The organism is Bacillus sp. AFS037270 (assembly GCF_002585305.1).
The window spans coordinates 1-24,107 of sequence record NZ_NUNF01000059.1; the positions used below are offsets into that span (position 1 = coordinate 1).

The following is a 24,107-nucleotide window of genomic DNA, read 5'->3' on the forward strand; positions in this document are numbered from 1 at the left end:
GCCATCCCCTGAAGAAGGCATAATGCGCCTTCTTACAGGGGCCGTCTTAGCCAAGAGTCCCAGGGCAGTCGCCTCCACATTTAGGTCAATCCGTCCAAAAGGTTAAAGAGCAACCTTTCGGCCAGCTCGTCTTGTGCTTGGCTACAGAAAGCTATCGCTTTCTGTACGCATTAAGGGCGACTAGTCTTTGACCCTGCTTTCGCTGGCCAGTCGACAAGTCGCCCTATATCGGGGCTGACCAAGGCGCTTGCGCTTTTCTTAGACTTTAAGGAGTGTGTGCCTCCAAGCTTGTCCTTTTTTGCAGTATTTTGCAAAACACGGGCTTACTTTTGGACAACTTCAAGTTGAAAATCTAGTTATTTTGGCGTTTCCTCCGACATAAGATAGTTTTGAAAGATAAAATCAGACACTCCTTTAAAAAATAACCATTATTGAAAGTGTCATGAAAGGGGGGGATCACATGTGGATAAAGCCTGAGTACGAAGTAATCAACACTTCTTGCGAGGTGACGATGTATTCCTACATCGGCAAGTAGCGCAGACTGCTTGCCTCTTGTTATGATTTTAACCAAAACACGGAGGGTGTGCCAAATGAATCGTTACTTAAAATCAGTGATGGGTGTGATGATCGGGGGTGCTACAGCAGGTGGCTGGCTGCTTGTCGATCTCCTGCTTCCTGATCCAATAGGGGACTATTTGCTATTTATCCTGATGGCTGTGGTGAATATGGCGATAGGTTGGCAGGTTGGCAGGTTATTTGGAAAACCGCAGAATATTGAAAAAAACAATGCCCGCATCGAAGGGAAAGGACTGAAACCAAATTCGAATTAGAGTATTAGGAGCGGCGGCCGGAGGAGGCTTTCCGCAGTGGAACTGTGCCTGTCCCAACTGTCGGGCAGTCCGCTCAGGAAACGCTTCACTTCGGCCATTATTACAATCTTCGCTTGCGGTAACTGCCAATGAAAAGGACTGGTACCTCATCAATGCAGGACCGGATATTCTTAGGCAAATTGAATCGTTTGCTTCACTAAATGCAGGTCCAGGCATAAGAGAGACCCCTCTTGCCGGTGTTTTTTTAACCGATGCGGAGCTTGACCATACGATCGGGCTATTGTCACTGCGGGAGGGCTCCAGTATGACGATTTATGGGACCAAGATGGTACGAAGCTGCTTGCAATCCGCTTTTCCGGTGTTTCCAATGCTAAAAAACTATTGCTCATGGGAATGGCAGTCTCTTGATCCAGGCATTCGGCAAAGGGTGGGACCATTACATGAAGGAACAGAAGGAACCATCATCGTTGAGACGGTTCCCGTTTCGAAAAAACCGCCGCTCTATGCCAGGTCGCCCCAGGAGCTGGACTGTCAAGAAGATTTTTGGGAGGTTGGACTGGTTCTTCATAATGAGGATTCGGGCAGGTGTATTGCTTTCTTTCCTACATTAGAAAAAATCACTCCGGCTATAGAAGCTTGTTTAAAGAAAGCCGATATCCTGATGGTAGATGGAACTTTTTGGTCGGAAGATGAATTAACCGGGATGGGTGCAGCCGCTCGTGACGCAAGAAGTATGGGCCATTTACCGATTAGCGGACCATCAGGCACCTTGGAGTTATTAGCCTCTTTCCCGGCAGAGAGAAAAATTCTAATCCACATTAACAACAGCAACCCTATTTTGAAAAAGGACTCAGTGGAGAGGTATACATTGGAGCAGCTTGGTATTGAAGTTGCCTATGATGGCATGGAAATGGAGGTGTGATGATGCTGGAGCAAAAAGGGTTGGTTAGCCGTGATAAAAAAAGGGAAGAGCTTTGGTCGGCGGATGAATTCACGGGGCGGCTAAGGAATGTAGGGCGTTCTTCCTATCATGACAAACATCCATTTCATATAGTAATGCACCAAGGAAACTTAAGCAAAGAACAGATCCGTGGCTGGGTGGCCAACCGATACTACTACCAGAAATCAGTCCCAATTAAAGATGCAGCCATCCTGTCCAATCTGCCGTCAAGGGAAATGAGGCGAGAGTGGATTGGCCGTATTCTTGATCATGACGGAAGGCGTGGAGAAGATGGCGGTATTGAAGCATGGCTGCGGCTGGGAGAAGCGGTAGGATTGTCTCGGGAAGAAGTCATACGGGAGGAGCATGTTGTCCCGGGCGTTCGATTTGCTGTGGATGCCTATGTGAACTTCGCCCGGACAAAACCGTGGATTGAAGCTGTTGCCTCCTCGTTGACGGAATTGTTTTCGCCTGACCTTATCTCAAAAAGGATAAAAGTTTTTGAGCAGCTGTATCCTTGGATTGACCGTTCAGGGCTTGATTATTTTCAAAGCCGCTTGACTCAGGCGCCTTGTGATTCGGATGTGGCCCTCAGACTTGTTTTAACCCAATGTCGAACACCGGAAGCACAGCAGCGGGCTGTCAACGCCTTGCGGTTCAAATGTGACGTATTATGGGCACAGCTTGATGCGATCGAAAAGGCCTATCCCCCTAAACCGTAAAATAGGAAGAATAAATGATTGGTGGTGGAGTCTATTTTTGTAGCTGGCAGTCTTCCAAAACTCGCTGCAAAGGCGCGATTAAAATTTGATAAGGTGAGAGAAAAACATCTCCTTTTGCTACCGGAAAAGGTTGTAGTCCTAAACGAAACTGCAGCATCGATCCTTCGTTTATGCGACGGGAGCCGGACCGTAAACACCATCACTGAATACATCAGGACTTCTCTAATGGCAGGCTCAGAAACAAGGAGTTCGGGTGCCTTGCCCGATTCGAAAACAATGGAGGCTGACATTTCCGGATTTTTACAGGAGATGGCGGATCAGGGATGGGTGGTGGTCAAGCATGAAAACGAAGAGCCATAGTGCGGTTCAACCCCCTTATTCGCTGCTTGCTGAGTTAACCCATCGCTGTCCTTTGAATTGTCCCTATTGTTCAAACCCTATTGAAATGGCTAAGGAAGCCATGGAACTTTCAACGGAGGAATGGATCCGGGTCTTGTCCGAGGCCGCCGAATTGGGAGTGGTAGAAGTTCATTTTTCAGGCGGCGAACCGCTTTTGCGGGATGACCTGGAACCCCTTATCCGCCACGCTGCTGCATTAGAGATGTATGGCAATCTCATTACAAGCGGCATTGGCTTAACAGCGGAAAAAGCGATTCGGCTTAAGGAAGCCGGTCTAGCAAATGTGCAGGTGAGCTTTCAAGCTGCAGAAGCGAAGCTTTCCAATCTTATCGGCGGATACAAAGCCTTTGAGAAAAAACGGGAAGCAGTCAATGCTGTAAAACAGGCAGAAATGCATTTGTCATTAAATGTGGTGTTACACCGAATGAATCTTGATCACGTGGATGAGATCATTCAGCTTGCGGAAGAAATGGGAGCCGAGCGGTTGGAGCTGGCGAACACCCAGTATTATAACTGGGCGCTGCTGAATCGGGAGAAACTGCTGCCAAGCAGGGACCAGATTGAGCGTGCAAGTGCAGTCTATGAAGCCGCTAAAGCACGACTGAAGCGGAAAATGGAAATTATTTGGGTTATTCCTGATTATTATGCATCTGCACCCAAGCCTTGCATGGGGGGATGGGGAGCTGTTGGTCTAACGGTAGCGCCGAATGGAATTGCCCTTCCGTGTCCAACCGCCGGGATAATAAAAGGGTTATCCTTTGAAAATGTCCGTAAGTCATCGCTAGGATATATTTGGTATGAATCAGAATCTTTTAACCGTTTCCGGGGGGAAGAAGGTATGCCTAAAGCTTGTCTCAGCTGTGATTTGAGGCACCAGGATGGAGGAGGGTGCCGCTGTCAGGCTTTTGCCTTAACGGGAGATGCTTATGCGACGGACCCAGTCTGCCAATGGGCACCAGAACATCATTTAATTGAAAAAGCTGTACAGGATGCCAACAACAAACCGGTTGAATCATCATCACCCCTAATCTATCGGAGGTATTCTCAGGACCGATCTGCAATAAAACGGTTATTAAAAAAATAGGCGTTTGCCAAAGTGGTGCTGCAGGGGACACGTACATACCCTCTAGCACCATTTTTTTTTTCGACTTGTTCAATCAATAGTGAAAAGGCGTTGGCATACCATAGGGCTTCCGTGTGACAGTAAGCCAAATACAGAATTATAAATATTTCGTTTTAAATTTTTGAATAAGTCCCTTCCATTTACATGCCATATCGAATCCTTCCCTTTCCGGTCCTTAAGCTTACCCCCTAATTTACCATAAATCCCATGTAAACATGTTATGCCACGGTTAACTTTGTTGTGCTTATGCCTATGAATAAAGGAAATTGAGAAATGGCACCCTTTTATGTAGAAACTGGGTAACCTAAATATTACCTATAAAAGTGAAAAGGTAGTGATCAAAATGAAGTTTACAGGAATTGGTCAAATTCATCCAGTGGTCAAGCGGCTCATGCTGGTAAATTTTATTCGAAGTATTGGACAAGGCATGATGGTAGTGGAATTGGCTTTGTATCTCGATGCGCTGGGGTGGAGCACGGCAGCGATTGGCAGTGTGCTTGCTGTAGGAGGATTGCTCGGTGTTGTCCTTGCACCCTTTATAGGTGTTTATAGTGACAGGCTTGGCAGAAAACCGTTTGTCCTTATTTCTGAACTAGTTACCGCCGGATGTGCACTGGTCGGGATATTAACCGCTAACCCAATTTTATTGTCTATTGCGATTACACTTTCCGGATTTGGAAAAGCAGACGCGGGTTCACCCAGTCCATGCGCCCCTGCAGAGCAGGCCTGGCTGGCATCCTTTGTCCCAACAGCAGAACGCGGCAGAGTATACAGTTTGAATAATGCTCTCAGTTTTTTCGGAATGGGGGCAGGAGCAGTGCTAGCGGGGGCTGCATCCTTTTTGAAAACGGGGGTATCTCCTCATCACCTTCTATTCTGTTATATTCTCGTTGCATCGTTGATCACAGCCTCCATCATTTTAACCATTCAAGGAGGAGAAGTCGAAAACCGCCAAGGAAACAAAAAAGAGGGACGGAGGAATGAAGAAAAGAAAATCTTGCATGAAGAAAATGCAGCGGTATTAAAGCTTGCAGCCATTAACATACTTAATGGGATTGCCATCGGGCTGACCGGGCCGATGATGTCCTATTGGTTTTCGGCTAAATTTGGGGCAAGCCATGCTCAAATTGGCAGCACATTGGCTGTTACTTTCTTCGCGACCGGAGTTACCTCCATTTTACAAGCAAGATTATCTAATAAACATGGGACAATCCGTTCCATTGTTTTCATCCGTTTTATCGGAAGTCTGCTTTTGATTTTGATGCCCTTACTATCATCGTACGCACTCGTTTCTGTCATTTATATGCTTCGAACGGCTTTAAATCGAGGTACGCAGGGGGCACAGCAGGCGCTGAGTGTGAGTTTAACACGTAACCAGCGGAGCGGCTTTGCGTCAAGCATCAATCTTTTTTCAATGAGGCTGCCCACCTCCATTGGGCCGTATATTTCAGGCTATCTTTTTGGATTGGGTTCCCTGTCCCTGCCTTTTTACATAGCCTCATGTCTACAACTCAGTTTTGCTTATTTATACGGCAGACTATTTTCTTCTTACGATATTCGCATGAAATCGCATGCTTCATCGGGTCGAGAGTTTTAGGGTTAAAATCCTGCGGACATTCAAAGACACCCAACCACTAAGTTGGGGTCTTTTTTTGTGCCCAAGGGATATACACGTGCCTATATTTTATTTGACTAGAAAGCAGTGATTTGTACTAATGTACCTTCATCACAGTTGTATTTTTATAGAGTCCTCCTTAAGTGATCTTCTGCAAACAAGCAGCATTCCTTTAGACCTTCAAAGTAAAATAGGCTTTTACATTAGTAACAACGCCCCAGAAAAAACCATATTTTGTTGAAGAGAGTACATCAGCACTAGAAATTTCTTTTACACAAAATTGACAAATGAACTTATACTCTCTTGTCAGGTTTCTGTTTCACCTGGTGATTAAATACAAAGGGGAGGAAATAAAAATGCAAAATTTTCAAAATGAACTGCAAGGGTTGGCATTGGACCCTTTTCAAGCTGGTGAGGTAGTTTCATTCGCTCCACAATTCCAGGATTCGCGCATGTGGGGGCGCTGTGGAGGCTTTCGTTGCGGCGGTTTTCATTGCGGCGGTTTTCACTGCGGCGGCTTTCGTTGTGGGGGCTTTCGCTGCGGCGGCTGTTTCGGTTGCGGTGGTTGCGGTGGTTGCGGCGGATGTGGCGGCTGCTTCGGCTTTAGTTGCGTTGGCATTGGCTTTAGTTGCTTTGGCTTTGGCATCGGTTTTATTTAATCTTGTCTATTGGTAATTACAGGAAGAGAGATTGTGCTATGAAAAAAGTGCTCCCGCACCGGCTTGTGCCGCGGGGGCACTTCTTTACTATGTTTATCATATTGGACAAAAAATCATACATAAACTGATAGTGCATAAGTTGTAACGATAAGGAATAAGGAGGCGCTGAATGATAAAACTTACCTCGTCCTCACGATTGAAGGCCAAAAGGGATACATTTTTTCTTCCGGATCAAAAGGGGGGTGTCTATTTTAGGAATAACGTAAGTTCCTTCCGAATGGAAGGCAAAACCATTTATCCGTGGATTGAGAAATTGCTGCCAATGTTCAATGGGGAGCAAACATTGGGAGATTTGACGGAGGGGTTAACGGGAGCGTACCGTGACAGGGTATATGAAATCGGAGAAACGTTGTACAATAATGGATTTGTTCGAGATGTAAGCAAAGATATTCCCCATGAATTAAATCGTCAAGTTCTAGAAAAGTATGCTTCACAAATTGAATTTATCGAGAACTTTGTCGAATCAGGTGCATACCATTTTCAAAAGTATCGTCAGGCTAGCGTCTTGGCTGTGGGCTCTGGACCTATCCTTGTATCGTTGGTTTCTGCATTATTGGATTCGGGGCTGCCTAAATTAAATGTCATGGTCACAGATACGGTTCCGACCAATAGGCAGCGGCTTAATTTGCTTGTGCAGAATGCGAGGAAAATAGATTCCGATGTCGAGATGGTGGAAGTACCCTATCCTAAAGGGGCGGGAAAAGATGTTTGGAAAGATGCAGTTCAGCCCTATGATTGGATTCTGTATGTCTCTCAGGATGGAAATGTAAATGAATTAAGGAATCTAAATCAATTTTGCAAAGAAGAAAAGAAGGCATTTCTTCCCGCCATCTATTTAGAAGGAGTTGGGTTCTCTGGCCCGTTAACCCATCCAGAATCAGAGGGATGCTTCGAGTCTGCATGGCGCAGAATTCATCAATCTTCGGTACAAGAAGATAGGCAGCCTCTGGGCTTCTCTTCCACTTCAGGAGCGGTTTTGGCAAATGTCTCTGCATTCGAATTTTTCAAGAAGGTTACAGGAATAGCAGATTCAAACCAAAGTAATCAGATTTACATGCTTGACCTCGAAACGTTAGAAGGAGACTGGCTTTCATTCATCCCACATCCATCGGTAATGTCTATAAAGCTAACACCTGAACAGGTTGAAGATCTTGATGTAAAACTTAAACAAGAAGCAGACAGGAATGAACAGCAGGGATTGCTTTTGGAATATTTCAGCCGCTTAACTTCAAAAGAAATAGGTATTTTCCATACCTGGGAGGAACGGAATTTGATACAGCTTCCTCTTTCCCAATGCTATGTTCAGGCCGTTGATCCAGTGTCAGAGGGACCGGCAAAACTGCTGCCGAAAGTTATCTGTTCGGGGCTGACACATGAAGAAGCAAGAAGGAATGCCGGTCTAAAGGGCATTGAAATGTATGTTTCCAAAATGATAGATTCCGGTAGTTTTGGCTTCCTTAATCAGACAAATAAAGTGGATGTTAATCTTCCAGGTGGGTTTCTTGGCATTGGTTCAGGAGAAACAACTGCAGAAGCTGTTTGTCGAGGGCTGCAAGCCTACCTGGATGAAAAATTGAAAAAAAGACAGGAGGACCACCCGAATAAGGTTTTTCGTGTGTCAATTGGAGCCATAGAAGATAAAAGATGCAGATTTTATTTACATGCCCTAACCACCTTGAACGGTGCTCCGACCATTGGTTTAAAAGAAGATGTATTAGGCTTCCCTATTGTATGGGTAAGATCAAATGGCTGTTGGTACACAGGGACAGGTTTAAACACAACATTGGCATTACAAAATACATTGCAGCAAGCATTATTGGATGCTCAAAATCGGGTGAATTCTGTCGTTAGGCAAGAGAAGGAGTCTATGATTTATCTGGAAAAAGAGGAAACCAAACTCGAAATCATCTCTTGTGATGACATGACACAATTAGAGCTATTACAATCTTCCATACATGTCTTGAAAAGAAGCGGCAAAAAGCTCTTTGTCTATGACCTCTCGATTGAGCCTTTTTTAAAACAAGAGCTGGCAGGGGTGTATGGTGTGCAGGTACGAGAGGGGGATTCCTAATGACTGCCCATATTCTCATTACTGGAGACGGTTTATTAGCGGATTATGTCTGCGATCAATTGTCTACCAACTATCTAGTAAGACGTCAAGGCATTTTCGAAGAGATTCCCGAAGAAACAGAATTAGCCCTGGTGCTTAGCGATGCTTGGCATCCATCTCTTCATCAAAAAGCGGAAGAGAGATTTAGGACAGCTGGTATCCCTTGGCTTCGAGGTTTCGTTTCGTTCGGTGAGGGGATCATAGGTCCATTAGTACGGCACGACAGACCGGGATGTTCTCTCTGTGCTGACAAACGACGCTTGATTGCCGGCCCTGACCGCTATGAAATGTGGGAGATTAAGAGAAGCTTGACAACAGGGGCGGGTATCCAGCGTGATGCATGGGCTTCAAGAACGGGACTATCGCAAATGGCAAACTTCATCAGTAACGAAGTGAAGAAAGTTCTTCAAGGAGAGTCCTCTCCCTTGGAAGAACGGATGTTCATTACCAATCTGAGAACGTTAACTATCTCCAGTCACGTTTTCTTACCTGATCCATTGTGCTCGATTTGCAGTCCATTACCTGAAGACACACCAGAGTTAGCTCAAATTAGGTTAGAGTCCAGCCCTAAATTAAATGGTACTGGTTATCGCTGCCGCTCGATGGATGAACTGAAAACAGTGTTGGTCAAAGACTATCTGGACGATCGCACCGGCATCATGAATGGAAAAATGGAGGATCTCAGGCTGCCATTTGCCGATGTTTTGGTTAACATGCCGTTGTTTGGGGCTGACGAGGGAGTAGCTGGCCGTTCTAATTCTTATGAAATAAGTGAGTTAACAGCCATTTTGGAGGGGTTGGAGCGATATTGCGGAATTGAGCCTCAAGGTAAAAGGAAGAAAGTGCGTGATAGTTATCGCCATTTAAAGGATTTTGCATTAAATCCGGCTAGAGTCGGTTTACATGATCAGGAACAATATGCAAAGCTTCATTTTCCGTTTAAACCGTTTCATCCTGATGCCCCGATGAATTGGGTCTGGGGTTATTCGTTTTTACAAGAACGTCCTATACTGGTTCCGGAGTTACTCGCCTATTACAGTTTGGGCATTAATGGGGAGGGCTTTGTTTATGAAACCTCCAACGGATGTGCATTAGGAGGAAGTATGGAGGAAGCCATATTCCATGGCATTATGGAGATCGTAGAGAGGGATTCCTTCTTGATAACGTGGTATGCACAGCTGTCTATCCCGCCTCTTGATCTCCGTTCAGCAAACGATAAAGAATTAGAGCTGATGGTTGATAGGATACGTGAGGTTCAGGGGTATGACGTTTATTTTTACAATTCGACCATGGAACATGGAATTCCCAGTGTTTGGGCAGTGGCAAAAAACAGAAGATCAAAGGGTGTGAACCTTATTTGCGCGGCAGGAGCTAATCCTGATCCTGTAAGAGCCGTAAAGAGCTCGATTTATGAGCTTGCTGGAATGATGGTTAGGCATGACAAAATATTGGAGGAAAATCTGCAAAAATATGAAGAAATGCTAAAAGATCCATTTGCAGTCCGTAATATGGAAGACCATGGCCTGCTTTACGGTCTGCCGGAAGCAGAGGAACGGTTGAACTTTTTATTACAGGATAATCGTCCATTACGAACGTTTGCGGAGGAATTCAAACAGCCTCCGGAGTATACCGATTTGAAGGATGATCTTCAAACTATTCTTCATAGGTTCCGACAATTAGACCTCGAGGTCATTGTGGTGGACCAAACAACTCCAATAACCAAACGGAACGGATTATTCTGTGTTAAGGTATTAATTCCTGGTATGCTGCCGATGACATTCGGACATCACCTTACCCGTGTTCAAGGGCTGGAAAGGGTCCTTCAAGTGCCGATGAAACTTGGATTTGTCAAACAGCCGTTATCATATGGACAGCTTAATCCATATCCTCACCCATTCCCATAATGATAAATAGGAGGTGTAAGAGTGGATCTTGAAACATTTCTGCATCATCTTCACTTTGATACGGATAAAGTTGCTCCTCCAGATTGGCAAGTGGATTGGGAGGACGCACCGCTTCCCTATAAACTCTACCGCGGCTTGCCAGAGATCTCCCTATCCGGAGATGTACCGTTAACTCTCAAGGGAAGAAAAGCTCATGCAGAACCTGCACTAGAGGAACTTGGGCATTTCTTATGGTATGTATATGGACTTACTCAATACGCTCAAACCGCCTACTTCGAGGACACCGGTGAAAAAGCCGATGTGAGCTATGCCCAGTTATTACGAAGATTTGTTCCCTCTGGAGGGGCATTGTACCCCAATGAATTATACGTGTATATAAAGCTTGAGGACGTACCGACGGGAATTTACCATTACGATGTGGCGCATCACCGCCTCCTTTTGCTGCGGGAAGGAAATCACGATTTTTACTTATCCACAAGTATTGGAAATAGCTGTGAGCTGTCCGATTGTTTCTGTACTGTTTTTGTCTCGACCGTTTTTTGGAAAAACTTCTACAAATATAATAATTTTTCTTATAGGCTCCAGGGATTAGACGCTGGTGTTTTAATAGGGCAAGCGTTAGAAGTGGCTAATCAGATGGGATTCTCCTCACGTGTATGCTATCAATTTCTTGATCGGTCTATCAATCATTTACTTGGACTAACCGAACAGGATGAAAGCGTATATGCGATTATCCCACTCTCCATTCATCCATCTATCAATTGTGTTTACAAGGATAATAATGGTGAAGAAATTGTTTCTGATACACAATTGTCCCAGGGAGTTCCATCTCTATTCCATGAGACCTATAATCGATCAAAGAGAGTTATCGATTATCCGATGCTGAGAAAAATGAATGAAGCATCGATGCTGGAAACAACAAGTTCATTTTCAAAAATAAGAAACGATAATCGTGTAAAACCTGCCTTAGGCATGGAGGCAATCATGCTTCCATTTACCGAGCGCCTATCGTATGATCTTGCCTCCGTTTGCAGGGAGAGGCGTTCCCCTAATTTTGATTTTATGATAGGTAAGATCAGTCAGACGCAATTATCCACTTTGTTAAAAGAAACATTTTCCTTATCGTATCAGAATGACCTTCATGACACACAGGATAATGCTGAAGCTCGTGTCTATTTGTACGGCAGTTTTTATAATGTGGAGGGAGTTCCGAATGGTGCTTACGCTTATGACAAAAGCGCTCATGCACTTAGGAGAATAACCGAAGGGGATTTTCGGGAGTTTTTACAGTATGGATTAACAATGCCCACTGTAAATCTTTATCAAGTTCCGCTGGTACTGCATATTGTGGGCGACAAGGACCACCTCAAAACGGAATTGGGATATAGAGGATACCGTATTCAACAAATGGAAGCGGGAATACTCCTGCAACGACTGCTTTTGGAATCATGTGCATTAGGGATGGGGGGGCACCCACTATTAGGATTTGATGCGAACCAGTGTGATGAACTTTACAGGATCAATTCGAACGAAAAAACAAGTCTTATCCAAATTCCAGTCGGTCCATACCATCCTCGTGCCTGGTTACAAGGGGGGGTGAATAGCTAGGAGAAACCATTTGACTGGGTTTCTTTACTTTATAAACTCTAATTGATTACTAAGAATATCCAAGGCGCTTAACCATATTGGTTAGGGGTCTTTTTTTACCTAAAAGTTAAATTATACCTCAAATTAAACTGTTCATGAAATTGAGAGTGTCATATCCATTAATAAATCTGGCATTTAGGTTATTTCTTCACATGGATTATTGTTTAAACATAAGATAGTTTACACAGTACAGGGAGAATAGGAGGAATTAGAGTGCCTTCAGTTATTAATTTAGGTATTATGAACATAAATTCTCTTCAACCAAGCTCGGCGGTTTTTGTTGGCGAAGGAGTTGTGAATGGCATGGATGCTAACAGGAAGTATAATTTAGGCATGGGCGGTGTCTACGGTGTTAATAACATAACTACAGGGAATTTAAATAATATTGCAGATAGCTTTGAAATGTTAGATGGAGTTATCTTTGATCAAGACCTTAAGCCTAATATTGGAGGAGGAGGTAATATATAGAATCTATGATTGGTATCTTACAATAAACAAAACAATAAACAAAACAATAAACCCTCTGATTAATCAAGGGTTTTTTGCAATACTCTTTTTTTGTTCCAAATTGTCTGTTGCTTCCTGCTCATGATTCGTTAATGAGGCAGTCATATGGGCAAGGTTGTTCCGATCACCATGAATATTGCCCAAGCCTTGGTTGTGTTTTTTGCTATTTTTAAAATCCTCGATAAAATTGTTTCCTATACTAAAAGCTGAAGCACCTTCAATAGTTCCGATTTTAATTGTACCAATATGAAAGGTTGGCGATAAAATAGGCGAAGCCACGATTATTCACTCCTCCCTTTTTTCTTATTATTAAGCCATACGTTGTCAATTACCAAATTTTCATCTCCTGATACTACTCCTACTACGTCGTTAACGATTTTATTTGAACGAAATTTCTTATGTGTATTTTTTTCACCAATGAAAAATCCTGATGAATGACCGATACTCGTTATAGATATATTTCCTAAGGTCAAATTGATCATTATTGGGCTCTCCTTTTCCTAGAGGGCTTTAAGAACGCTTATAAAGCTTTAGACGTTATAGTCATCCCGTAAAGCGCTCAATTTACTACCATAGTCTATGCAATCAATGGGCGGATGACACTGTTATTTAATTAAGGGCACCAGACTAATTTCATTAACATAAAGTAAAATAACCTAATGAAGAAATTGTGGTGACTATGGATGTTAAAGTCCTCAAATATTAAATTTACAGGTGATATTCATATCCAAACGATGCAAAGACAATCTGGTATTTTTATTGGAGATAGAAATGTTGCTATTGGCTGGAGTGCTCACGGTAAAGAAAATAGTGTGATTGGAAATATTAGTGGTCAATCTAATCTTTTGCTTCATAATATTTCTATTTTAAATGACCCTGACTTAGTAGATACACCTATCGATGATCGTGATATCAATATTTCTTTTGAGAATCCAGGTGATACAAATACGACAAACCTTACTATGGAAAGTTTAAATGTCAATAAACTGGAACAAAACAGCTCAGTATTCCTTGGAAAAGCTCATGTAAATGGGATGGATTCCAATCAAAAAGGTAACTCTTCACAAGGTACCTTAAATGGAAATAAAAATCAGTTGTTAAATAATTTAAATATAAATAATGACCAAGACTTTATAGATGCAATTATTGATGATCGGGATATTAAAATAGCGAAAATAGATAAAGAAAATTAATACGGATTTGAAAAGTTTTATTTCGAATCATAATGGAAACGAAATCCTTTTGTAGTTTTTATTATATTTTTTTGATTTGACGATTTGGATTTATCAGACATGGTTTCTTTTTTTGCATTCTTTGGGTCAACCTGTAAATTAAGTGCCTCAGCTATGTCATTTGTAGTGCTGATATTATTACCTATAATTAATTTTCCGCTTAATTGATCAATTTCAATATTGTCTAACCGGAAGACGATATTTTCTAAATGTTCTATTTGAACGGTATCGAAATGGATATTTCTCACACCTTTTTCTTTTTGCTGCTGTTCAAGTAACTCAATTATTCGATCTAATTTTGTCATAATATTAGAGCTTATTTTATTTTCCGCTTCCTTTTCTTTCAGTTTATTTCTCAATGAAAAAAATCTAAACATAGCTTCCCTCCTTTAACAGGGGCGGTACAGGGGGATAAAAAGAATAAATGGGAAATTCGGATTTTATTTTAAGAACAGTCGATATTAATTAACTGTAAACTGAAAACAAGATTTATTTAACCCTTTATTAAATATATGGTGACATTGGTAAATGATTATTAGAACCTTATTGGGAATGGATAAATCTTTTTTTTTCCCACATTCGACATGACGTTCGAAACTTCAAGATTATCAATAGGGAGGTATTTATGTCTGGTTTTAATCCAAATAAATTATCAGTGAACCTGATTCCTCCTGCTACTTTTACCCAACCAATAGAGGGAAGGAAATACACGCTTACCCATTCTGACATCACTGCTGAGTTATTTTTAGATATTGGCTATTTAATTAACTATAAGTCCATTAACTTGAAACTGAGGGATGAAGTGCTGGCAGAGTGGATATTAGACCAGCAGGGGCGTTTAATTTTAGTGGGTAAGGTGTATGTAGACGGAGGGGAGTTCGGTAAAAACACATCAGACATTCGTTTTCATATGTTCGAAAAAGAAATGGATACGGCAGTAAAAGGAATGGTGTATGGAGACTGTCCGTTTTTCGCTAACTATCCCACCCTTCTTGATGCCCCCATCTTTATCAATTATGAATCCATTTATCCAGAATATAGGCAGACGATTTCCTATGGTACACCACGCCAATATATAAGCCAAGGGAAAGGTTGCAAAAAAGTTTAAGGTTTAAAAACTCCCGGTTCTAGGACCGGGAGTTTTTAGTGCGTGTTTAATCAATGACCCCCGATTCGGTAATGGTTACATTTGCTTGTACGGTCACTTTTAGATTCTGATAAGCTGTTTCCCACTTATTATAATTAAACTTTCTTGTCTTACTTTTAATAAAATGTCCGAATCCCACAGGGTCAATATTTTTTGATTGAAATCTTTTGGTCAATTTTAGACATTCGACTTCAATTTCCTCTTCTAATTTTTTCTCAATCTTTTTAATTTTATTTGGTGTCACACGGGTACCTGAGTATTCATTTAATATCGCCTTTACACTAATGTTGATATTAACCTTTAAAGGATCTCTCGAAGCAAGACGCATTTTGTAATTAGAACGAATACTTTCAATGGCAGCAGCATCATTACCAAGATTCACTTTTAAGGTCCCTTTACTATATTTGTCTACTAGCAGCTTAAAGTAGAACATTTTGTCAGGCGGAATGGTATCGAGCACAAGACCATATCGAAAAAAACTAAGACCGCTAATCTCTACAGCTTTTTTGTTTAATTTTTTTATCCGAGGAAGATAAGGTGTCTTTCCTTTTTGGTTAAAGTCAAACAAAAAACGCTGCAGGTCCGTTTTAGGGACGTCTTTTGATTTCATATTATGGCGGATAAGATTGGACAGGTAAATAGCATTTCCTCTTTCTCCATAGGAACCGTTAATGACAGCCTTTGATTCACCTTCAGTCACAGCCAGGTATAATCTTGCACCAATACTGGGGTCACGTTGGAAGGAATCAATTAAGTCTAAAATTCCTTTTTCTTTCGCAAGCCGTTCACCAAAAAGGACCACTTTAAGACTCCCTGTTACAAGTGGATCAGAAGATTGACGTTGTACATCTCTCAAAAAGTCCCTGCTTAAATTGGATGAAGACGAAAAGGTTTTGTTTTCCACTGTTTTATCCGATAAATAGACGGGAACTAACGCGGTACCGAGTATTTTACCATCTGTATAATCATAAGCGGCTCCAGTCTCTAGATTGACATCATCCACGATCTCCTTTTGTATACAACCGACAAGTATGGTAGATAGAATGAGAAGAGAAATTAGTATTTTCATTCTTTTTTCACCTTCTTAACAATCAATACAAGAAAAAACAACAAAGGGATGTAAACATAATTAAGGAAAAAAGAAATCTTGCCTGTGTAGTCAATTAGGGTGTTAATTTGCTCACGTGTTTTAAAAAAATTTATCGTAAATAAAACAATCATTGTTAATAAAAGAACTCCATATTTCTGCTTCAAATGGACAGCTCGCTTTAAAATACGGCTTCCACACCAAAGGGCAATACAAAAATTAGGCAGAATGATAATATTCCAGTTGGCAATCCCGATGTATTCAAATCTCTCTACAAAAGGCATCTCGACCACTTTCCAAATCGTCAAGGTGGCCCAGATATGTTTCTGCAGCTGCCCTTCAGAAAAATAAGAAAAGGTTGTAATGGTTATGGCCGTATAAAGAATGGTGGTACAGAGGACACCCCAATGAGCCCATTTCTTTGACTTTTGCGGATCTTTGATAAAAGGATAAAAGAATAACAGTATCTCATAACCGAGATAGGTAAGTGACATTTGATAGGCAGCTTTAACTAAATCTTTGATAGAGTGATCAAAGACCGGAAGTAAATTTCTTAAATCGGCATAGGGGAAGGTGAAGAAAAATGTAAAAATTAAGTATGAGGGAAGAACCACTCCAAAAAAAGCTATGCCTGTAACAATGCGAAAACCTCCAAAAATAATATAGATTGCTAGCACACAGAAAGCGAAAGCATACCAAAATGTACTCATATCCTGGAACATCCATACTTGAACCACTTCAATAAATGTCCGCAGCGTGGTTAAGGCCACACATAAAAAGTAAAGTACAAAAGGCAGAGTGATAAGACGGCCCACTTTTTTGCCAAAAACATAGGAATGGGCCGACATTATATCACCGTTTACTGTATCAAGGATCCTATACATCATCCATAGAATGACATGTATACTTAATCCGGCAATAATGACCGAGATCCAGGCGTCATATCCTGCGGTTAGAGCAATTACACGCTGAAAGCCTAAGATACCAATACCAACCTGCATGGTATGGACTAGAAAAAAAACTAAAAAAGGTGATATTTTTGCCTTTTCAGGTACTAATGGTTCCATAGAACTTCCTCCACTGTCCTATTCGTCAATATCTCCTTTTTTATTGTGGGGATAACGAACAGGTTTTTTTGTCCTAAGTGTTTGTGGACGTAAGGATTGTTTGCTAAACGGCAGCCTAATTAGGGAATCCTTAAGGTCTGTCATTCTTGGTGGATATAAAGGTTCCAAAAAAGGCCTGTTTAAGGAAGTTAGCCGTAATAAATGGGTCATTAAGAAACAAAAACATAAGACAATACCAAGCAGTCCCCAAAGCTCGGCAAAAAACAGAAATGGAAATCGGAGCAGTCGAATGGCATTACCCATTTTATAAACGGGTGTTGTAAAAGATGCCAATGCCGCAAGTGCTACAATGATAAGGAGAACATTACTAGTTAATCCAGCCTCAACCGATGCAGTTCCAATGACAATACCTCCTACGATACCAATTGTCTGTCCTACCTTAGTAGGCAGACGGGCTCCTGCTTCCCTTAGCAGTTCAATGGTCAGCTCCAAAAAGAGTGCCTCTAAAATAGGAGGAAGCGGTATATCTCTCCGAGAGGTGACTAAAGTGTTCATTAAGTCTGTTGGTATTAATTCATAATGGTAGGATAATGCTGCTACATATATAGGTGTGACTAAAATTGAAAAGGCGACTGCGAAAAGCCGAATTAACCGGAAAAAAGAGGATAACATCCAATTTAAAAAGTAATCCTCAAATGAGCTGAAAAATTCAACGAGAGTAGTCGGCGTAATCAAGGCGTGTGGTGAACCGTCGACGAATATAGCAATTTTTCCCTCTGCTAAAATGGCCGTAACCCTATCCGGCCGCTCGGTATCCAAAAGCTGTGGAAAAGGTGAGTTTTTATTATCGGATATTAGCTGAACGATATATGAACTATCGGTAATCGCATCAAATTTAATATTTTTAAGCCTCTCCATAACGGTTTTGACGTTTGCGGGATCCACAATACCCTCAAGATATAAGATAGATACCTTCGTTTTTGATAGCGATCCAACAGTTAGTTCTTGGACAATTAATTCTTTGACAGGAAGGCGTTTGCGAATCAAGTTTACATTTTGATTGATCGATTCAACAAAAGCCTCTTTTGGTCCGATTACACTAAATTCAACCTCTGGAGGTGAAATGCTTCGGACGAGTTCCTTCTGTACCGCTAAAAAAACAAAATGATGGCTGTCAGATTCTAATGTTAAAAGGGCATAACCATTGAACAATTTCTGTTCAATCTCGCTTGGATTATTGCTAATTTGTACATCAGCGAGGGCAATAATTTTCTTTACATCTTCAATTTTTTCAAACGGCTTCTCCAATAAATAGGGCAGGACATTCTCCTGTAAAATATTTTCATCAATAAGAGTTGAAATAAACCAAAAAGAGAACTGTTTATTAGTGGGTTCATTAATATAAGAGACTTTTTTAAAATCATTTGAGCGCTTGAGAGTTTTTTCCAATGTTTCTCTTTCAAGCACTTTATCTTGTTTTGAAAACCAACCCATCTATAATTGCACCGTCCTTTTCAGCCTACAATTATCGTTTCCCTATTTTGGAAAGAGTATGAATTAGCGGTTAAGAAGTTATTTAAGGTTTGCATCTTTGCCCAATAAGTGATATTAAAAATTGGAAATGAGGACTTTGCATTTCTTAGACCTAAGGGATAAAGAATAGTCCTAAGAGGTGAAAAGAAGTGACAGTTATAACAACCTTTAAAGAAAAACGACGTGAAAAGCAGATTAAATATGAACGTTCAGTGCTGAGGGATTTATCGATTAATACATTGAAAGAAAGAGTAAAACAATATTTCGGTTCCACAAGCCTTGCCAATAGCTTTGTGATGAATTCAGGAATAGAAGAAGCTTGTTATGATGTCGCCCTTGAGGCATTCCTCTTGGGGGCTAAATTCAGTAAGTTTGGCTATTATGGTGATAATCTTGAGGATGTTCGAAAACGGTGTTTTAGAGAAGAAAAACATCTGATTGATACACTTTACAATTTTCTGCTTTATTGGGGAAATGGCCAAGAAGGCACTATGAGTGAGTCGCTATACTATTTATGCGAACAATATATCTTTGTCTGGTGGAAAGAGGGCTATGAAAAAGGGCAAAGACGACATAAGCTGAGATTACATTAAACCCAAAAAGCATCCTGCAATGGTTCATGCTGCTCAATTCCTTTTTAAAGAGCTTCTATGTACACTGCTTAAAGGGTGCTTTTTGGGGTTCTAAAACTTCCCCTTGTCCCATATAGTTAACTGAACAGGGACGAGCGGGAAGGAGGATATGGGTGGCTAAGCGCAGATTAAAGATTATTAGCTTTATTACAGGATTAATCGTGTTATTTTTTATACTACAGCATGATTTTAGTGAAAATAATTCATGGAAAACCTGGAATCTTCCCTTATCAGGAAAAATAATCTTGTTGGATGCAGGTCATGGAGGCCCCGATGGCGGGGCAGGAACGGGCGAGACACTTGAAAAGGATATTGCCTTAGAAATCACCAAAAATGTTCGTGACTACCTACAACAGCAAGGGGCTCTTGTAATTATGACAAGGGAAAAAGATGAGGATTTAGCCGACCCTGATACAAGGGGCTACAGCCGCAGGAAGGTAGAGGACCTAAAAAAAAGATTAAAAATGATAAATAAAACAGATATTGATCTATTCGTCAGTATTCATTTAAATGCGATTCCATCCTCTAGATGGAGTGGTGCTCAAACCTTTTATGCTCCACATCATAAGGAAAACGCCCGGGCGGCAAAGTTTATCCAAGAAGAGCTCCGGAGAAACCTAGAAAACACTGAACGTAAAGCCAAGCCCATCAATCAAGTGTATATCTTGAAAAATGCGAAAAAGCCAGGTGTTCTAGTAGAGGTGGGATTTCTTTCCAATCCAAGGGAAAAGGCGCTCCTAAAAAAGGAGTCCTATCAAGAAAAAGTGTCCGCTTCTATAAACAACGGAATCCTGCGTTACTTTACAAATGAAAAGGAATTAAAAGAAACTGATTAAGGGAGATGGAAGCATCTTCCGATTTTTTATGCAAGGAGTAAAACAGACTTTAGATTCGCATAAACGTGTGATTGAATTAACTGTTTCTCGTCTCGGTTATGGTATACTGAAAATGGAAAAGAATTCATAGGTGAGGTGCATTTTATGTTAACAGAGAATAATGTCCGTGAAGTTCTGGGCGCCCTCAAAGAGCCCTTTTTACATAAACCATTAGCTGAATTAAACGCTATTGAGGAAATTAAAATTAAAGAAGAAAAGAACCATGTTAGTGTTAAGGTGTTGATTGCGAAAACAGGGACAAGCGAACAGCTTCAACTCCAAACACAAATTGTTAGTGTCTTAAAAGAAGCAGGTGCGGCTACAGTTGGAATCCGATTTGCTGAGCTGCCAGAAGAAGTCTTAGCACAACATCGCAATGCAGAACCAGAGCAGGACCAAAACCTGCTTAATTCAAAAAATACAACCTTCATTGCAATTGCCAGCGGTAAAGGAGGCGTAGGTAAATCAACGGTTTCCGTTAACCTTGCTGTGGCCTTAGCACGGTTAGGCAAAAAGGTTGGGCTAATTGATGCTGATATCTACGGATTTAGCGTACCTGATATGATGGGTATTACAAATCGGCCTGTTGTACGCGGCGAAAAGATTATCCCTGTGAACAGATTTGGGGTTCAAGTTATTTCTATGGGCTTCTTCGTAGAAGACAATGCTCCTATTATTTGGCGTGGTCCGATGTTAGGTAAGATGTTGAATAGTTTCTTCAGTGAAGTAGAATGGGGAGAACTTGATTATTTATTATTAGATTTGCCTCCTGGTACTGGGGACGTTGCTTTAGACGTTCATACCATGCTGCCTTCTTGTAAGGAAATTATCGTTACGACACCACATCCAACAGCTGCGTTTGTGGCAGCTCGAGCAGGTGCTATGGCACTAAGAACAGAGCATGAGGTACTTGGAGTGATTGAAAATATGGCATACTTTGAAAGTAAGCTAACCGGCGAAAAGGAATATGTTTTTGGCCGCGGTGGAGGAGACAAGCTTGCAGAAGAATTAAATACGGTTCTTCTTGGACGCTTGCCGTTGAACCAGCCTGATTGGAATGATGAAGATTTTGCACCATCTGTTTACCAAGAAGATCATCAAATCGGAAAAATTTATTTGGAAATTGCTGAAAAAGTAACTGGGCTGTTGAAAAAATAAGAAAAAAAGCCTCTACCTTAATTGGAAGAGGCTTTTTTTCTATCGTTGAGGAAATTATAAAATTTTCGNNCGTCTTATGCTTGTCGGGGCTGTTCAAGGCGCTTGCGCTTTTGTTCTTGTAACTAATCTAATCATTTTTTTGATTCTTCCTCTGCAGCCTTTAACAGTAATTCTTGTATTTTAGCTTTATAAAGCGGGCTATTAATTGTTTCTGTAATCACATCTTGAAGATAGTCCCTGTATTCTTTAGTTTTTAAAGCATCCGTCATTTGTTTTTGAATTTCAGGCTCTTTAAAAACTTGAACCATCATGGTTCTATACTGAGGGTCATTCATTAACTCCTTTAATAAGGCCTTATTTTCATTTTTCATGTTTTTAGCAACCCCCTGGGCAAAAGCAGGATCGCTAAATGCTTTCTTCCAAAAATCAATGGCTTTATCTGATGTCAAAGTCGTTTGAATGGTGTCCGCAACAACCTTTTGATCCATTACAAGCTTTTCCTTCATCGCATCAGAGGTCATTACATCTTGAATTGCCTTCTTACCATCATCGGTTTTAAGGATATCAACCACCATTTTTTTAGTCTGGTCATAGTCGATTTGCCCAGTACCGCTTAAGTCATTACTACCAGAGCAACTGGCTAGGAACAACATGATGGGTAGGAGGAGCAAAATACTGTTTATTCTCATTTTCAAGCTCCTTTCACATATAAATCCTTAATTTTAGGATGAGAAATTAAAGCGAGATTATTCGCCTGAAAAAATGAAATTATGGATTTTTCACATTTTGATTGGTACAATCAGTATGAAATAATTTTTAGTATTCTGGAGGTTTGAAGTGTGACAAGCCGTAATTGGGTTAGACTATTTATGTCCACATTATTAGTTGGCGGGGTCACGACAGCTATTGTGGGTTTTATCATTCGCTGGGATGAATTTCAGCCTTACTTTACTCATTTTCAAATTATTAATATTTTATCCACGTTAATTTGGCTAATTGTTATGGGATTTCTATTTAGTGTAATCAGCCAAATGGGCTTCTTTTCATATTTAACAATTCATCGGTTTGGATTAGGGATTTTTAAGTCCGTATCCCTATGGAATTCTGTTCAAGTTGTTCTCATTCTGTTTGGTTTATTCGATTTAGTCTACCTGCGTTATGAGAACTTTGCAAAAGCAGGGGATTCTATTCTTCCTTATTTTGGACCGGCACTTCTTCTATTAGCTGTGGCTCTTGTCGTAGCTTGGTATAAAGTGAAGCAAACAAATCGAGGAGCCTTTATCCCAGCGTTATTTTTTATGATTGTCGCAACATTAGTTGAATGGGTTCCGGTCCTGCGTGAGAATGAAAAGAATTGGTTCTATCTCATGATGGTTTCTTTACTAGCCTGTAATGCCTATCAAATATTAGTTCTTCATAAATTAAACGCTCAGTCCGTACAAGAGAGACAAAAAAGAGCGGAGCAAATCAATCCTAAAATGAAAAATACGAATAAAAATAAAAGAATGTCAAAAAAACCGTCCATGTAATATGGGCGGTTTTAGTCTTAAGTGTTTAATTGATTTCTTTAGAATGGACTTCTCCGTTAGCAATCATCTCTGATACCGATACAAGCTTTAGTCCTTTTTGTCGGATATCAGCAAGAATCAGCGGCAGTGCTTTAGCTGTTTGCTTTGCTGAATCGGAAGCATGGAGTAGGACAATATCCCCATCATCGGCCTTCCTTACATTTTCAACTATTTTTTCTACCCCAGGATTTTGCCAATCCTTTGAGTCTACCTTCCAATGAACAACTGTATAGCCATATCGCTTAGCAATTTTTAATGTACGCTCATCAAAATGACCCGTCGGTGCCCGTACAAGCTTGATGTCCTTTACATTTAACTTGGTGAACACTTCTTGAGCTTTCGAAATATCTTTTGCAATTTTAGCATCCTCTACATCAAGGTAATCAACATAATCGTAGCCAAGAATCCCAATTTCATAGCCTTCTTTCACGATGCGGTTGACAATGTCAGGGTGACGCTCTGCCCAAGAACCAGCTAGGAAGAAAGTTGCTGAACTAACGTTCTCCTTCTTTAACACATCTAAAATGGGCTCTGCTTTTTCATCCCCCCAGCCAATGTTAAATGTGAGGGCTAGATCCTTTTCACCGCGATAAATCGCATTCGTGCTATCCTTTGTTGAAAAGACAGGAATCTGTACTAGGTTTTCCATGTAGAGGAACCAAGCTGTGAAAAAAGCAGCGATGAAAATTAGTGATACATTTTTTAACGCCTTACCGTTTAATACAAAAAAGAAATTCATCCTTTTCCACCTCGTCCAATACCATCCTTGTCTCAACTTATGCTTTGAATTTTGATAATATGATTAAACTTTTTGATTATAAAATTTCTAAATTTGGAAAAGACTACTATAACTAGATATTTCGCTGGAGGTTTTTCAATGTTTGGACTTCTAATTAATGAAAAAGAAGTAAAAGAAATGGAATACCTTATTAAAAGAGAGATGGATGAAATTTTATTTGATTTAAAAGATGACCGAATTGATCATATTGTAAAGAGATCGATGGAGGAAAGATATAAGATTCTTTTTACCTTATTTAAGCGGGTTGCATCTCCCCAAGAATGTTTAAAATATATTCGTAGAGGCAATAAGGACCGAAAAAAGGGTTAATACTTAATTTTTTTTGAAAAACACGTTGACATATAATGATTATCTTGTTATATTAATAAACGTCGCTGCTGACAGTGAAAAAAACTTCAAAAAAAGTTATTGACTTTGCTGATTGCAGATGATATATTATAAAAGTCGCTTTTAGCGGTATGCAAGGTTGTTCCTTGAAAACTAAACAAACAAA

27 protein-coding genes are annotated in these 24,107 nt (G+C 40.7%); 19 read left to right on the forward strand and 8 right to left on the reverse strand.

All coding sequences use genetic code 11. From position 1 onward, the window contains the following. The first annotated feature begins 460 nt into the window (after nucleotides 1-460). The 12 genes from pqqA (at nucleotide 461) to COD92_RS25140 (ending at nucleotide 12,477) form a co-directional block, all read left to right on the forward strand. Complete coding sequence (gene pqqA, locus COD92_RS33470; RefSeq protein WP_368731454.1) at nucleotides 461-535, forward strand: pyrroloquinoline quinone precursor peptide PqqA; 75 nt, start codon at nucleotides 461-463, stop codon at nucleotides 533-535. Nucleotides 536-590: 55 nt separating this feature from the next. Beyond that, a complete protein-coding gene (locus COD92_RS25090) occupies nucleotides 591-830 on the forward strand; it encodes a hypothetical protein (protein ID WP_098532347.1) in 240 nt (79 codons plus the stop codon). Continuing rightward, nucleotides 826-1,752 (forward strand): pyrroloquinoline quinone biosynthesis protein PqqB, encoded by a 927-nt coding sequence (gene pqqB, locus COD92_RS25095; RefSeq protein ID WP_255286791.1) that lies wholly within the window; start codon nucleotides 826-828, stop codon nucleotides 1,750-1,752. The genes COD92_RS25090 and pqqB overlap by 5 nt, the downstream gene beginning before the upstream one ends. Nucleotides 1,753-1,754: 2 nt before the next feature. Continuing rightward, nucleotides 1,755-2,492, forward strand: coding sequence for a pyrroloquinoline-quinone synthase PqqC (pqqC, locus tag COD92_RS25100; protein WP_098532349.1), 738 nt, complete (start codon nucleotides 1,755-1,757; stop codon nucleotides 2,490-2,492). 21 nt (nucleotides 2,493-2,513) lie between these two features. Continuing rightward, nucleotides 2,514-2,852 carry a pyrroloquinoline quinone biosynthesis peptide chaperone PqqD gene (pqqD, locus tag COD92_RS25105; protein ID WP_255286792.1) on the forward strand — a complete coding sequence of 113 codons (339 nt, stop codon included), beginning with the start codon at nucleotides 2,514-2,516 and terminating at the stop codon, nucleotides 2,850-2,852. Beyond that, entirely contained in the window at nucleotides 2,833-3,975 is a 1,143-nt protein-coding gene (pqqE, locus tag COD92_RS25110) for a pyrroloquinoline quinone biosynthesis protein PqqE (protein WP_098532350.1), read from the forward strand. The genes pqqD and pqqE overlap by 20 nt, the downstream gene beginning before the upstream one ends. Nucleotides 3,976-4,357: 382 nt before the next feature. Then, complete coding sequence (locus tag COD92_RS25115; RefSeq protein ID WP_098996618.1) at nucleotides 4,358-5,611, forward strand: MFS transporter; 1,254 nt, start codon at nucleotides 4,358-4,360, stop codon at nucleotides 5,609-5,611. A 374-nt stretch (nucleotides 5,612-5,985) separates the two neighbouring features. Next, a complete protein-coding gene (locus COD92_RS25120; protein ID WP_098996619.1) occupies nucleotides 5,986-6,288 on the forward strand; it encodes a heterocycloanthracin/sonorensin family bacteriocin in 303 nt (100 codons plus the stop codon). A gap of 169 nt (nucleotides 6,289-6,457) precedes the next feature. Next, nucleotides 6,458-8,419, forward strand: coding sequence for a putative thiazole-containing bacteriocin maturation protein (locus COD92_RS25125; RefSeq protein ID WP_098996620.1), 1,962 nt, complete (start codon nucleotides 6,458-6,460; stop codon nucleotides 8,417-8,419). Then, the gene (locus COD92_RS25130; protein WP_098996621.1) at nucleotides 8,419-10,362 is read left to right on the forward strand and encodes a TOMM precursor leader peptide-binding protein; all 1,944 of its coding nucleotides are present in this window, start codon (nucleotides 8,419-8,421) and stop codon (nucleotides 10,360-10,362) included. Before COD92_RS25125 ends, COD92_RS25130 begins: the two co-directional genes overlap by 1 nt. A 21-nt stretch (nucleotides 10,363-10,383) precedes the next feature. Next, nucleotides 10,384-11,970, forward strand: a complete 1,587-nt coding sequence (locus tag COD92_RS25135; protein ID WP_098996622.1) for a SagB family peptide dehydrogenase — start codon at nucleotides 10,384-10,386, stop codon at nucleotides 11,968-11,970. 252 nt (nucleotides 11,971-12,222) lie between these two features. Further along, nucleotides 12,223-12,477, forward strand: a complete 255-nt coding sequence (locus COD92_RS25140) for a hypothetical protein (protein ID WP_098532356.1) — start codon at nucleotides 12,223-12,225, stop codon at nucleotides 12,475-12,477. A gap of 63 nt (nucleotides 12,478-12,540) precedes the next feature. On the opposite strand, the gene COD92_RS25145 is transcribed toward COD92_RS25140, so the two are convergent. Continuing rightward, entirely contained in the window at nucleotides 12,541-12,795 is a 255-nt protein-coding gene (locus COD92_RS25145; protein ID WP_098996623.1) for a hypothetical protein, read from the reverse strand. Between the two features lie 2 nt (nucleotides 12,796-12,797). Then, a complete protein-coding gene (locus COD92_RS25150; RefSeq protein ID WP_098996624.1) occupies nucleotides 12,798-12,998 on the reverse strand; it encodes a hypothetical protein in 201 nt (66 codons plus the stop codon). A gap of 201 nt (nucleotides 12,999-13,199) precedes the next feature. On the opposite strand from COD92_RS25150, the gene COD92_RS25155 reads away from it, so the two are divergent. Continuing rightward, nucleotides 13,200-13,709 (forward strand): hypothetical protein, encoded by a 510-nt coding sequence (locus COD92_RS25155; RefSeq protein WP_098996625.1) that lies wholly within the window; start codon nucleotides 13,200-13,202, stop codon nucleotides 13,707-13,709. A gap of 17 nt (nucleotides 13,710-13,726) precedes the next feature. On the opposite strand, the gene COD92_RS25160 is transcribed toward COD92_RS25155, so the two are convergent. After that, nucleotides 13,727-14,125: a hypothetical protein gene (locus COD92_RS25160; protein ID WP_098532360.1), complete on the reverse strand. Its 399-nt coding sequence runs from the start codon at nucleotides 14,123-14,125 to the stop codon at nucleotides 13,727-13,729. 248 nt (nucleotides 14,126-14,373) lie between these two features. Between COD92_RS25160 and COD92_RS25165 the strand changes: the two genes are divergently transcribed. Beyond that, the gene (locus COD92_RS25165) at nucleotides 14,374-14,856 is read left to right on the forward strand and encodes a staygreen family protein (RefSeq protein WP_098996626.1); all 483 of its coding nucleotides are present in this window, start codon (nucleotides 14,374-14,376) and stop codon (nucleotides 14,854-14,856) included. Nucleotides 14,857-14,902: 46 nt separating this feature from the next. On the opposite strand, the gene COD92_RS25170 is transcribed toward COD92_RS25165, so the two are convergent. The 3 genes from COD92_RS25170 to COD92_RS25180 are packed head-to-tail and all read right to left on the reverse strand — an operon-like array spanning nucleotide 14,903 to nucleotide 18,543. Next, nucleotides 14,903-15,964 (reverse strand): Ger(x)C family spore germination protein, encoded by a 1,062-nt coding sequence (locus tag COD92_RS25170; protein WP_098532362.1) that lies wholly within the window; start codon nucleotides 15,962-15,964, stop codon nucleotides 14,903-14,905. After that, nucleotides 15,961-17,049, reverse strand: coding sequence for a GerAB/ArcD/ProY family transporter (locus COD92_RS25175; RefSeq protein WP_098532363.1), 1,089 nt, complete (start codon nucleotides 17,047-17,049; stop codon nucleotides 15,961-15,963). The genes COD92_RS25170 and COD92_RS25175 overlap by 4 nt, the downstream gene beginning before the upstream one ends. An 18-nt stretch (nucleotides 17,050-17,067) precedes the next feature. After that, nucleotides 17,068-18,543 carry a spore germination protein gene (locus COD92_RS25180; protein ID WP_098532364.1) on the reverse strand — a complete coding sequence of 492 codons (1,476 nt, stop codon included), beginning with the start codon at nucleotides 18,541-18,543 and terminating at the stop codon, nucleotides 17,068-17,070. Between the two features lie 188 nt (nucleotides 18,544-18,731). On the opposite strand from COD92_RS25180, the gene COD92_RS25185 reads away from it, so the two are divergent. The 3 genes from COD92_RS25185 (at nucleotide 18,732) to COD92_RS25195 (ending at nucleotide 21,247) form a co-directional block, all read left to right on the forward strand. Continuing rightward, complete coding sequence (locus tag COD92_RS25185) at nucleotides 18,732-19,175, forward strand: YbaK family protein (protein WP_098532365.1); 444 nt, start codon at nucleotides 18,732-18,734, stop codon at nucleotides 19,173-19,175. Nucleotides 19,176-19,327: 152 nt separating this feature from the next. Then, entirely contained in the window at nucleotides 19,328-20,050 is a 723-nt protein-coding gene (gene cwlD / locus COD92_RS25190; RefSeq protein ID WP_098532366.1) for an N-acetylmuramoyl-L-alanine amidase CwlD, read from the forward strand. A 144-nt stretch (nucleotides 20,051-20,194) separates the two neighbouring features. Continuing rightward, nucleotides 20,195-21,247, forward strand: a complete 1,053-nt coding sequence (locus COD92_RS25195; protein ID WP_098532367.1) for a P-loop NTPase — start codon at nucleotides 20,195-20,197, stop codon at nucleotides 21,245-21,247. Nucleotides 21,248-21,378: 131 nt separating this feature from the next. On the opposite strand, the gene gerD is transcribed toward COD92_RS25195, so the two are convergent. Continuing rightward, nucleotides 21,379-21,936 carry a spore germination lipoprotein GerD gene (gene gerD, locus COD92_RS25200; protein ID WP_176541394.1) on the reverse strand — a complete coding sequence of 186 codons (558 nt, stop codon included), beginning with the start codon at nucleotides 21,934-21,936 and terminating at the stop codon, nucleotides 21,379-21,381. 150 nt (nucleotides 21,937-22,086) lie between these two features. Between gerD and COD92_RS25205 the strand changes: the two genes are divergently transcribed. Beyond that, a complete protein-coding gene (locus COD92_RS25205) occupies nucleotides 22,087-22,776 on the forward strand; it encodes a KinB-signaling pathway activation protein (RefSeq protein ID WP_098996627.1) in 690 nt (229 codons plus the stop codon). A gap of 25 nt (nucleotides 22,777-22,801) precedes the next feature. Here COD92_RS25205 and pdaB read toward each other — a convergent pair whose 3' ends face one another. Then, entirely contained in the window at nucleotides 22,802-23,554 is a 753-nt protein-coding gene (pdaB, locus tag COD92_RS25210; protein WP_098532411.1) for a polysaccharide deacetylase family sporulation protein PdaB, read from the reverse strand. A 138-nt stretch (nucleotides 23,555-23,692) separates the two neighbouring features. On the opposite strand from pdaB, the gene COD92_RS25215 reads away from it, so the two are divergent. After that, nucleotides 23,693-23,923, forward strand: a complete 231-nt coding sequence (locus tag COD92_RS25215; protein ID WP_098532410.1) for a hypothetical protein — start codon at nucleotides 23,693-23,695, stop codon at nucleotides 23,921-23,923. Nucleotides 23,924-24,107 lie beyond the last annotated feature (184 nt).